This window comes from Paenibacillus sp. 01T442, assembly GCF_056398345.1.
On the sequence record NZ_JBFTPF010000061.1, the window covers coordinates 1 to 12505 of the forward strand.

General features: G+C 40.3%; 8 protein-coding genes and 3 pseudogenes. 8 read left to right on the plus strand and 3 right to left on the minus strand.

Annotated features, from left to right (window positions below; all coding sequences use genetic code 11):
- Positions 1-541 precede the first annotated feature (541 nt).
- The 7 genes and pseudogenes from AC1DLM_RS27910 (at position 542) to AC1DLM_RS27940 (ending at position 9739) form a co-directional block, all read left to right on the plus strand.
- Positions 542-646, plus strand: coding sequence for a YjcZ family sporulation protein (locus tag AC1DLM_RS27910; protein ID WP_441987817.1), 105 nt, complete (start codon positions 542-544; stop codon positions 644-646).
- 975 nt (positions 647-1621) lie between these two features.
- Positions 1622-1882: pseudogene (locus tag AC1DLM_RS27915) on the plus strand (Tn3 family transposase); the annotation flags it as partial.
- Between the two features lie 1111 nt (positions 1883-2993).
- A complete protein-coding gene (locus AC1DLM_RS27920) occupies positions 2994-3398 on the plus strand; it encodes a hypothetical protein (protein ID WP_441992633.1) in 405 nt (134 codons plus the stop codon).
- 99 nt (positions 3399-3497) lie between these two features.
- Positions 3498-3779 carry a hypothetical protein gene (locus AC1DLM_RS27925; protein ID WP_441992632.1) on the plus strand — a complete coding sequence of 94 codons (282 nt, stop codon included), beginning with the start codon at positions 3498-3500 and terminating at the stop codon, positions 3777-3779.
- A 994-nt stretch (positions 3780-4773) separates the two neighbouring features.
- The gene (gene ltrA / locus AC1DLM_RS27930) at positions 4774-6567 is read left to right on the plus strand and encodes a group II intron reverse transcriptase/maturase (protein ID WP_477571782.1); all 1794 of its coding nucleotides are present in this window, start codon (positions 4774-4776) and stop codon (positions 6565-6567) included.
- Positions 6568-7146: 579 nt separating this feature from the next.
- Entirely contained in the window at positions 7147-8952 is a 1806-nt protein-coding gene (gene ltrA / locus AC1DLM_RS27935) for a group II intron reverse transcriptase/maturase (protein WP_441992655.1), read from the plus strand.
- 337 nt (positions 8953-9289) lie between these two features.
- Positions 9290-9739, plus strand: coding sequence for a GNAT family N-acetyltransferase (locus tag AC1DLM_RS27940; protein ID WP_441992367.1), 450 nt, complete (start codon positions 9290-9292; stop codon positions 9737-9739).
- Between the two features lie 409 nt (positions 9740-10148).
- Here the strand turns inward: AC1DLM_RS27940 and AC1DLM_RS27945 are convergent, their stop codons facing one another.
- The 3 genes and pseudogenes from AC1DLM_RS27945 to AC1DLM_RS27955 form a co-directional block, all read right to left on the minus strand.
- Positions 10149-10445, minus strand: coding sequence for a spore coat protein (locus AC1DLM_RS27945; RefSeq protein WP_441992368.1), 297 nt, complete (start codon positions 10443-10445; stop codon positions 10149-10151).
- A 10-nt stretch (positions 10446-10455) separates the two neighbouring features.
- Complete coding sequence (locus tag AC1DLM_RS27950) at positions 10456-10626, minus strand: hypothetical protein (protein WP_441992369.1); 171 nt, start codon at positions 10624-10626, stop codon at positions 10456-10458.
- A 31-nt stretch (positions 10627-10657) separates the two neighbouring features.
- Positions 10658-10828 (minus strand): annotated as a pseudogene (locus tag AC1DLM_RS27955) (glutathione-dependent formaldehyde dehydrogenase); the annotation flags it as partial.
- A 333-nt stretch (positions 10829-11161) separates the two neighbouring features.
- Here AC1DLM_RS27955 and AC1DLM_RS27960 point away from each other — a divergent pair.
- Positions 11162-12032 (plus strand): annotated as a pseudogene (locus AC1DLM_RS27960) (L-dopachrome tautomerase-related protein).
- Positions 12033-12505: the final 473 nt, after the last annotated feature.

Consider the following 12505-nt stretch of genomic DNA (forward strand, 5'->3'; position numbering starts at 1 on the left):
TCTCGAAAATTAATGGCTTGTGCTGCGTGTTTCTCCTTGGCAATATCGATGCCTATGACCAGAGTAGTAGTGCTGATTCGTTCTACACGTTGATTTTGAGACTTAATTGGATTAGACTTCATGATAACGCCTCCTAAGGTGAGTTCTGAGGACTGCAACCCAGTACATACTCATCGTAGCGAGGCGTTCTTTTGCAAATTCAATCTACTAACACCTACAGGAATGTTAACGGTGAACGTTTGTTGAAAAAAACGGGAGTAGTTTGCCTCGCTGGCAACTGCTCTTTTTCCATTAAAGTAACAGGTAGAAGAGCGTAGATTAATCCCTCTTGTCCTTGTAAAGAAAAGATCACGATAAAATCCAATTACGGGGGAGTGAAGTTGCCTTAATGGAGGACAAAGCAAAAAATTACATTTAGGAGAAACGGCTGTACATTAACTGGGTTGTATTGTGAGTACATAGACTTATGTCCAATCAATCACTATGTAACGAGCATATGATTATACCGTAATGGAATTTAACTTGAGGGGACTGACTAATCATGAGTGGTGCAAGTTGTGCAGGATATGGTGGAGGTAGCAGTGCAGCAGCTGTTTTGGTTCTTTATGTACTTTTGGTTATTATCTTAATGACTTTTGCAATTTAAACCAACATCACAAAAAAACAAAAACGGTCTTATCGCGAAATAGATGCGAATACAGACCGTTTTTTCTCATTATTTAAATGAGGGTGACGTATGGCCAATCAATGACCATGTAACGAGCATATAATTATACCGTAATGAAAATTCACTTGAGGGGACTGAGTAAACATGGGAGCAGTAGGTGGAGTAGGTCATCATCATCACAACAACGCAGCAGCTGTTTTGGTTCTTTTCATTCTTTTGGTTATCATCTTATCAATAACTTGTGTTTGGTAATTTCTTAATCCAACATCACAAAGAATATCGAGGAAAACAAAACGGTCTTATCGCGAGCTAGATGCGAATACAGACCGTTTTTTCTCGTTGTTTAAATGAGGGTGACGAGTGAGTTGGGTGTGCTGGCTGGCAATATCAATATATGGTCAAGTGGATGATTCCGAACTAGGTCTATACCCCCACTTCGAACAAAAATCATGTGCCTTAACGTTAGGATCGATCGAGCGAAGTGCGTTCAATATCTTCTACATCGTCCTGGCGTTAGGTGCGCACCCATCTCCCGAAGCTAAGTCACCGATTGTATTCCGACCAACTCCCGCCTTTTCTGCTAACCATTGCTGTGATAGCGTGTGGCGAATACGTGCGGACTAACGGTGCAAGAGGGAGGAAAGAAGCACACTATCCACCTTCTAAGGCGAACACGTCACAAATGGGGTACTGAGTACGTTTACCGAATACCGCTCGGCTTATCGTTCGATGACTTCCAAAAGAAGAAGCAGCACATCGAGGATGGACTGAATCATAAGCGCGGATTCATTGATTATGCCATTCGTTATGAGGCAAACGGCACCAGTTACCTTAAGGGGCTGCTGTAGGCGGGGTGAACACGTATAGAGTAGTAAGGGATTAAATGTAATAATAGACAACGAAGATTTGAATCCCAAAACACTAAAAGAGTACGCAAGCGACCTGAAACATTTTATCTTCTGGTTTGATTATCTTTCAAGCAAAGCGATGCGGCGAAGAATCCACCGGGGGTTAAACAAGGGGGAAGCCATGAACGCTTTGGCTAGAGCGATCTTTTTCGGCAAACATGGAGAACTGCGGAAACATGCGCTACATGAGCAGGTTCAGAGGGCCAGTGCGTTGAACATCATCATTAATGCGATTGGTGTATGGAATACCGTTTATCTCCAGCAAGCAACAGAACACCTTAAAAATCAAGGTAAGTTTTCTAAGAAAGAACCGCAATAGGTAACCCATTCCGATTCGGTGAACGATAGCGGATTAAAGACAGTCAAAGACTTTAATTACTAAAGTCTTTGACTGTCTTTTTACTTTTTTAATCAAATTTTTGAAAATCAATTTCAGATAGGTAAGAGCAGATTTTTCTGATTTAGGAAGCGTAACTTTTTCCATATGTTGGAGTCTGTCGTTCTGCATTACACTAAATGCTGTAAGGACTAAGATTTGGTCTTTTTCAAAAAAGGAGCGCCTCGGTAAGATGGGCTTGTCGACGGGCTTGTAATCCAATACCGTTAAGGGAAATATTTCCATACAAGCATCTACGAGTGTAGTCACAGTTTTGATGTCACTCGAGCATCGCTTCATTTTCTCCGAAGAGTACTAGCACCAAATCACACTTAATTGAATCAATACTTATTAATACCCACACAACCTAAGCATAATTGCAATATTATACCTTTGTACGTCCGTTGAATTGATCTGCCGCCGACATTGAATTGGCATCGCACATCTCCGCGTCTATAAGGACGGTAAAATCGAGATTATCTATTAACTGAAAAAAGAGAGTACTCTCGTTATAATAAGCGAGAATACTCTCTTTTTTTACATAATACGCAAGGAGCGTTATTTCCCGATGCCGAAAATTTCTGAACAACAAAAGGAAGCGCCGTACAGGTCGAAATCTTAAACGCCGCCAGGGAGGAATGATGCAGCCACTTATTTACCTGTCTTCAAGTCGAGTGCGGGACATGCGGAATTTCTGAATGCGTATGACCGATTAATTGTCGGGTGACAAGAACATTATCTCATTAATTGCCGCGTAAATCGCGGTTTTTTTATTTTATGGGATCAAGTTCTTGTCACAAGGCAATGACAAGAACTTGATCCCATTCCCGATTTTGACAAGAACTTGATCTCATTCCCGACAGAGTCATTCATACGTTTTTTAAAGCTCTTACAAGAAATTTTAGTTCAGACATACATTAGTTCCGATTGGCTGTCATCGCTAAATTAAAGGGCAGTAGAGTTGAATAAGGGCTGCAACATTCGTGAGGATTTCCACGTCTCAATTTCAATTGATGGATTTGTAAAGGAGGGGTACAATTTGGTGAAGAGGATGATTATTTATGTTGTTATATGTAGTTTTGCTTTGTTGATTGGTTGCGGTAAAGAACCCACCAAGCAGATTTCAGAACAGCAGAGTGAGACTAAAACAATTGGAAATCCAACTGCACAAGAAGTTTTAAGAATGGATTTGAAAGCTAATATTTTCATGTATAAAGACACCATTTACAATGCAGGAGTTCCTTGGGTAGACGAGTTAAAATTAACCAAAGACATACAAGTAACTGAAATCAGACACCGAAGTAATAATGATAAAGATTTTAAAAACGGAACAGCAAATAAACTGGAAGTGGGAACAAAGATATTCCGTGTCAAAGAGCGAAATGACATATTGATAGCTGAAACAGAAAAAGGTGACATCAGATTTTATCAATTAGTGGAAGGATAACCAATTGATTAAACAAACGAAGAACGATAGTTCAATCACTTAACGAATAATTTACATATGAAAAATTCGCGAAAATCACATCAAAAGGTTGGTGATTACTTGTCTCTCATTGAATTAACAATTGATGAAATATTTATGATTACAGGTAGAGGCTACGTTCTAACTTGTGTTATTAATAATCCGAATTCAACCATTAAAATCGGTGATACATTAAGAAATAGAGAAAATGTTACTCAAGAAATTCAAATCAAAGGTATAGAAATGATAAATTATGGGAGCAATTTTAAGAACAGACGCCTAGATATAATCGGAATATTAGTTGAAATATCTGATGAAGAGGCTTTAGAAATTAAAGGGAAAACATTGATAGTGCTGAACTAAAGTCTAATTTTTGCGTCAATATAAACACAAATGAAAAAGTAATAATCAAGATGAGGGATGATTCCTTGGACGATTACGTTGGAATAATTATTGCGTTGTTGCTGGGGGTTGGATTTCTGTTTATACGTAAATCTAAACTCTATAAAAGAAATTTGACAGCACGAATGACAGGCTATGCATTTGTTTTAATGAGTATTATCCTTGTTTTTGCTGTCATAATAGCGTATCTCTCTCAAGCATCACACGGATATGGACACTAGATGATATTAAGCTAACGGCGAAGTACGACAAGTTCTGCTATAAGCACCAAACAGTGTGAAAAGCAGGAGATTACAGCAGTAATCTTAACTTTACAACCAAGGATGGGAATGACGGAACCATGTATCCWGRAACCATCCCGCCAATACTCCTGCGCGCGTCACGACTAACAGGTCGTGGGGTGCGAAGTTCAGGTAGATTCGACAGAACGAAGGCYGAAGCCATTCTAGTAGAAAAGGTATGCCGACGGATATGTCGCGTGGCTGAAAAATTGAATACGGTGAGAATGTTCGCGCAGAAGCGAACTGACGAACTTCCGAATGTACAGGTCTACAGTTAGAGCATGCGGAAACGTATGTACCATCAAACGATGGGGTGAGTGGCGTAAAGTAAGACTTTACCCTATGAAATACGCTATGCCTAACAAGGGTGGCATCAATCTCACAGGCTTAGAGGAAGCACCTAAGTTCAGAAAAAAAAAAAAAAGCTAGGTTGTAAGGGACTTGGAAAGCAAGGGACGTTGAAAGAAGGGCTGTTACCCGAAACGGTTGCAATAAGGCATATGCCGAAATGAATTAATCCTTGTGAGGGTAGGGGCACGACCGAAGAAACCTCTGTAATGGAGATGGAGGAACAGCCCCAAGTCTAATTGAAAAGAACGATCATTTTCCATACGTGAATTGCACCGATCAGGTAGGAATGTGGGGACATCGCTTCGTTTAGGAGGGATGCCACAGTGCAAGCTTTACGAAATTGGGAGTATTACGGCATGACGGAATCTTTTACGGATCTGCACGAAAGATCAGCAAACAAAGAAACCTTCTCGCATCTATATGAGATCGTCACATCTAGAGAAAATATCTTGCTAGCTTATCGTACAATGAAGTCCAACAAAGGATCAAAGACACCAGGAACAGATGGACTAACCATCAAAGACATCGAACAACGACCCGAATACGAATTAGTAAGTGAAATCCAAAATAAACTGCAAAACTATCGCCCCAAGAATGTCAGAAGGAAACTCATCGAAAAAGATAACGGTAAGATGAGACCGCTGGGCATCCCGTGTATCCTCGACCGTATCATTCAACAGTGCTTCAAGCAAGTCCTTGAGCCCATAGCTGAAGCCCAATTCTACAACCATAGCTATGGTTTCAGACCCCTTCGATCGGCACACCATGCCATGGCAAGAATACAGTTTCTCATCAATCAGGCTTCGATGCATTATGTAGTAGACATCGACATTTTGGGATTCTTCGACAACGTCAACCATACSTTGCTYKTRAAGCAGCTTTGGAATATGGGAATTCAAGATAGAAGAGTTCTAGCATGCATTTCAAAAATGCTAAAAGCTGAAATCGAAGGGGAAGGAATACCTTCAAAAGGGGTACCTCAAGGGGGCTTGTTGTCAACACTGCTCTCGAATATTGTATTGAATGACCTCGATCATTGGGTGGCAGGTCAATGGGAATTCTTTCCCCTGACACAACCGTTCAAGTCTAGGGATGGAGAAAGGCGCGCGAAAATAAGGTCAAGTCTGAAAGAAGGCTACCTGGTTCGGTACGCCGACGACTTTAAAATCATTTGCAGAGATTGGCGATCAGCCCAAAGATGGTATCATGCGGTTGTTTTGTATCTCAAAGACCGTTTGAAACTGGACGTGTCACCTGAGAAATCGCAAATCATTAATTTGCGAAAACGAGAGTCGGAGTTCCTAGGGTTTACTATCCGAGCGAACAAAAAGGGTCAAAAGCGAGTAGCTCATACTGGTATAAAATCGGACAAAAAGCAGAAGATCAGAAGTGAAGTTAAGAAACACATTCTCAGAATGAGGACTTCACCCACGGCTCTAAACGCTGCACGGTTTAACAGCTTTGTTTTAGGAATTCACAACTATTTCAATCGGGCAACACATGTTAGTGTTGCGTTCTCACGTCTTGCCTACGATCTGCGAGCTTTCATGTACAATCGTCTCAGACAAATCGGGAAATACGAGCATCCTGCAAACCCACCGCCAACGTATAGTAAATTTTACAGCTTGGGTTACAGGACTTTTAAAATAGCAGATGTTTATTTATATCCTCTTGCCAATGTGAAAACCAAGAATACGATGGGCTTTAGTACAGGTCTTTCACTCTTTACCACAGCAGGCAGAGAACTAATATACAAAAAACTTCGACCAGATTTACGTCAGGAAATTTACCTCCTATCGAAATCTAGCATCCCGAATCAAAGTGTTGAATACATGGATAATCGGATTAGCCGGTATAGCATGAAGTTGGGGAAATGCGAAATTACAGGCATGTATCTCTTCGCATTCGATGTTTACTGCCACCATTATATCCCGCCACACGCAGGTGGAACCGACAAGTTTAACAACTTGCGTATCCTCCACAAGGAGGTCGGGCAACTAATCCTTCAAACACAAAAAGAGACGATTGACGAACTCACGAATAAACTTGGTTTAACGGAATTGATGATGGTTCAGATCAACAAATACCGTGAAAAGTATGCATTAGGACCAGTTTAACATATCCCAAATCAATGAGTAACGAGGAAGTGCGACTTGTTCTGCTATAACTGCTACTTAGTAGGAAAGGCAGGGACTCAACCCGAGTCCAACTCTGTATCCAAGGATGGGAATGATGTAACCATGTCTACTGAAACCATCCCATTAAATTCCTACTTGCGGTGSGAATGTACGGGTCTAAAGTTACAACATATGGAAACATATGTATCAGCAAGTGCTGATGTGGGCGATGAAAAGTACAAATTTCTTCTAGGAAATTCATTACACCGAACAATGGCGGTGTCCAACTCACAGGCTCAGAGGTAACACCTAAAATTTCTATGCATAGCTAGGATACAGGGAACAAGGAAAGCAAGGAACGTCGCATTTAAGGTCTGCCAGCCCAGACGGTTGCTATAAGGCATATGCCGAAATGCATTAATCCTTGTGAGAGTAAGGGCACGACCGATGAAACTCTTGTAATGAGAGTCGAGGAAAAGCCCTGAGTCTTCTATATAAATCAGTTAATTTTCCAAAAGTGAATTGCACCGATCAGGTAAGAATGTGGGAACGCTGCTCCAGTAAAAGGGGGAGTCCACAGTGCAAGCTATTCGATATTGGGATTATTACAATATGGTTGAGACCTTTACGGACTTACATTCAAGAGCCACTAACAGAGAAAATTTTACTCGTTTATACGATACAATTTCTTCTAGGGCAAATATCCTTTTGGCTTTCAGAATGATCAAATCTAATAATGGCTCACATACAGCAGGAACAGATGGTAAGACAATCAACAGCTTCAAAACTCTGACCGACGAAGAAATTGTAACCCTAATTCAACGAAAACTGGCTAATTATCAACCCAAACAAATAAGGCGAGTTCTTATCCCTAAACCAAATGGAAAGCAACGTCCACTTGGTATCCCTTGTATGATTGATCGCATTGTCCAACAATGCTTTAAACAGGTTCTTGAACCCATAGCCGAAGCTCATTTCTTTAAACACAGTTATGGTTTTAGACCATTACGGTCAACACACCATGCAATAGCTAGAGTTCAGCATTTGGTTAACCTCGTTGGTCTGCATTATGTAGTGGATATAGACGTTTTAGGTTTCTTCGATAATGTTAACCATACCCTACTAATCAAGCAATTATGGAACATGGGTATAAAAGATCGAAAAGTTCTACGCATTATAAGTAAAATGCTAAAAGCTGAAATCTCAGGCGAAGGAATCCCATTTAAAGGGACTCCGCAAGGAGGCATTCTGTCGCCGCTACTCTCTAATATCGTACTAAATGATCTCGACCACTGGGTTTCTGAACAATGGGAATCTTTCAATTCCAATTTCAAATACGCTCATAACGGAAGTAGACATAACGCTTTAAAAAAAACCAATCTCAAAGAAGGATACATTGTCCGCTATGCGGACGACTTCAAAATCCTTTGCCGTGATTGGAAAACAGCCCAAAAGTGGTATCATGCTGTAAGACTTTACCTCAAGGATCGTCTTCATCTTGATATATCACCTGAAAAATCACAGATAGTAAACCTTAGAAAACGAACTTCAGAGTTCTTGGGATTTACAATATTTACAGTGAAAAAGGGTAAAAAGATAGTGGTACAAACAGGGATTAGCGATAAGAAGAAGCGTGAAATTAAATTGGAAGCGAAGAAGCATATAAAAATAATGCAAAAATCGCAAACAAATCAAAACGCTAATTCTTACAACAGCTTCGTATTAGGGATACACAATTACTTCTGTAAGGCTACACAGGTAAACCCAGAGTTTTCACGTCTTGCCTACGATCTTAGAGCATTCACCTACAATCGACTTAAACTGGTTGGGAAATATGAGAATCCTACTAAAGCACCCCCAACTTACCGAAAATTTTACAGCATAAATTTTAGAACGTTTCGGATAAATGATACATATCTGTTTCCTCTGTGTGATGTGAAGACCTCAAACAATATGTGTTTTGGTCGTGGGATGACCCCTTTTACAGAGCTGGGAAGAGGAATGATATACAAAAAGTTGCAAGAGGGCATTAGGAAAGAAATTATAAAACTCATGGAATCCAACATACCCAACCGAAGTGTGGAGTACCTGGATAATAGAATCAGTCGATATAGTATGAAAAAGGGATGCTGTGAGATTACAGGTATGTTCCTTTTCTCATCATACGTCCACTGTCATCACTATCTGCCAATTCATCTTGGTGGGGACGATAAATTTAACAATCTTCGTATCCTCTTTAAAGATGTTCACGTACTCATACATGCAAAATCTAAGGAATTGATTGAAAGACTCGTCGCCAACCTTGGTATAACCGAGAAAATGGCTATAACGATAAACCAATATCGCAAAATGAGTAACTTGGAAGCTATTAACACGACTCTGTAGAAGATAGAACGCCGTGTGCGGTTAAAGTCGCACGCACGGTGTGGCGGAGGGGAAAAGACGGAGATTATTTCAAAGTCTTACCTATTCCAATCTTATGATTTAGTAAATTCAGTTAGAGGGAACGCGGAGTACTGGGAAACTCGTACGCTCCGTGTGGGACAGGGGAAAAGCTGGAGATAACATCAAATGCTTACCTATTGTTACCCTATATTCAATTAACTACAAGATGAGGCTACCGCGAAGGTAGCCTCATTAAGCTATTGTACAGGATACTTCCCAAAGTTGTTGAATTAATATTGGGGGCATTGGAAATGACTTCTTGGGGGAGATGGTTTAATTGAAAGAATTTATTATAACAAAAGTGAATCATCTAGATACCCAAAAGCTTAATCTGTTGGTTGATGAAAGTACGAGCGAAGGATTTCGCCACCTCAAACGATTGGTAACCGATTATGAAGATGGAACCAATAAATTCGATTTGGACGGGGAAGCACTCTTTCTAGCCATAAAAAACGGTGATATTGTAGGAGTTTGCGGACTGAATCAAGCCCCAAATTCAGAAAACATAGAAATTGGTCGTGTTCGTCGAATGTATGTCTCACCAAGTGTACGCCGATTTGGGATAGGGCGGATGCTAATGGATTCAGTTATTACAGAAGCTAGAAATAATTATCAAATGCTTGTATTAAAGACTGATAATCCTGTTGCTGATTTGTTTTATCGCTCTATTGGGTTTTCAGTAAAAGATGATTCTGAAAATGACACTCATTTACTTCAGTTGGAGTGAAGCTAACGGGACATTTCTCAATATATACTTACAAAAGGCTGCCGATTTATTCGGTAGCCTTTGCTCAATTAACGGGCTGAATAGTTCAATTAATTCTACAGAATGTCGCGGGGATTGAGATTTTTAAAATCACAAATCAGACGTTATCTGTGGCAACATAAGAATACCTATTGAGCAGGTTAGTGGAGATCCAGTGAGTGCGTGGCGATGACAATCAGAAGCAAGACAAACGAAGGAACGCTTGTTCAAGTGTGTTTGTGACGAAGGCGCAATAAGCGCGGAGCCGCCATATTCTATTGTTGGATTCTTGACACAGGGAACATTTTATATTCTCTAAAGTCTCCGGCTAAAATTAAAAACGCGCCTGAACCATGGTGGTTTCGCTCGTTTTGTTGGGACGAATACGGTGTCAGGACGGAATGTTCATAGCGGTCTGAATGTTTTTCAGATCGAGCTGTATTTGCTCTGGAATATGGTAGGGATGGTATAGGCCCCGCTGCATCATGTAGATTGATATCTTTTCATGGGAGTCTATGGCTTCGTCAAGCTGTTTCATCAAAATTTGCTTGATTTCGGGGGTGGCACATTCGGTCACGGCCATGGCGTAGTTTCTGACTCCGCTCTTGGCGTTCATCAAAAAATCCATAGCGATCACGTCATCGGTCAGCGTATGAAGCCCTGTCATGTGTTCTAATATTGTGTTCATGTTTTATCTCCTATAGGGTCATTTTAGACAGCACTCCACCGAGCTCCTGAAGCTGCTGCTGGGATACTTGCACGTCTTGCTGCAAAATTTGCATGGTTTTGGATTTGGTCAGGCAAATCGTCTTGAACGTAGCCATTTCATGAACCTCCAGCATCTCATGCAAAGCGTAATTGGAATTCATTCGGATTGTCCTCCCATGTATCTATCCATATTCAAGGCTTTAAGACGACTTTGATGCAATCGTCGGTTTTCGTATCGAACACTTCATAGCCGCGCTTAGCCTCGCTGAGTGGAATGACATGCGTAACAATGTCACCAGGGTCCACTTTGCCCGATGTAACCAACTCGTACATATACGGCATGTAGTGAATGACTGGAGCCTGTGTCACTGTCAGAAGGCTTCGGCTTGTGCCGAAGCTTTTTGTTGTGCGACGGGCAGTCGAAATTTGAGTAGGGCACGTTCGGTTCGATAAGAGGGAACCATGAGAGTGGTTCCACCACTTTATTTTTGAGATGTCTCGGACATTTTCAAAAAACTTAATCGAATTCGGATATTATTAAGCAGTGGAGCCCAATGCGTCATGATGCCAGCCAGTTGGAAGCTGGCGACGACTTCAACATCCGCTTTTAGAAAAAGAATCATTAAGAGCCAGGCATTAGAAATAGTTTTAAACATATATAGGTAATATCGTTTCAAATATGTTGGGGAGGATATCATACAACCTATGTTACCTATGGAAGAATATTTCGGTCAGTTAGAACTCGTTTATTCATTTTATGGGGCTATGCCTACAGGCGTTAGTGTGTCAGAAACCGGGCGTATCTTCATTGCTTTCCGAAATGGGGAGATGACGTTAGATTTACGGTAGCGGAAATTGTTGAGGGTCATTTGCAGCCTTATCCAAATTTAGAAACGAATACGATAAACCCTTCGAATATCACCATGTCCTTCATCAGTGTCCAAAGTGTAATTGCAGATGGAAGGGGAACCCTGTGGGTACTGGATACGGCAGCACCAAATTTTTCTGAGCCTATTAAAGGAGGGGCAAAATTAGTCGCTGTAGATTTAAATACAAATACAATAAGAAAAGTATATACGTTTGCAGAAGATGTAGTCTTGCCGACAACATATCTGAATGATGTTCGATTTGATTTTCGCATTGGTAAATCAGGTTATGCCTATATAACGGATTCTTCTTCCAAAGGTCCAGGCGCTATTATAGTCGTAAATTTAGAAAATGGAAATGCGTTTAGACGGTTAAATGGAGCAAGTTCAACTTCACCCGATCCGTATTTTTTACCGAAAGTGGAAGGGGAAATTTTGATGAATCGAAACACAGAACGCTGGAGACTATGAAAACGATAGTATTCGAAAGATATTGCCCGAATGGAATTATGGAAACCATCGCACATCATCCGAGAATTTTATGGCCAGATACTTTTTCTATAGGTCCAGATCAATACTTATATGTTATTGTGAATCAACTACATCGGCAGGCAAGATTTCATTATGGAAAAGACCTACGACAAAAACCTTATAGTTTACTTCGTATAAAAATTAATGAATTACCTGCTCCTACCAGCTAGTTTTATGTTTATTGATGGATATTCTGGAATTGGCAAGTCACTCTTTGCAAAGCAGATCTGTGAAGATATCAATAGAATAACTAGTGTTTGTTAGCAGTACTAACTAACTTGTCTAGTAGTGGCAGCGAAAAAGAGTGAAAGATGGATCTTAATCCACTACGAAAAACTACATTTGAATTGGAAACTCAGCTATTATTAACAATATCTTGATACTTGATTCTAGTAATCGATGACTCGCAAAATCTATTAATATCAAATAGAATGATGCTGAAGCATCTTTCACTATTGTCTCGGGTTGTGGATCAGACCAAAATAAAAGTTATGTACATGGGGACTTTATCTTTACAATATAGAATCTCTAAATATAGCAAACATTAGTAGAAGCGTCATTCATTATAGTCTAGTTGCTTAAATAATTATATAATCAAAAAAAAGGAACACGAATCCAAATTGGGATACCGTGTTCCTTTTTT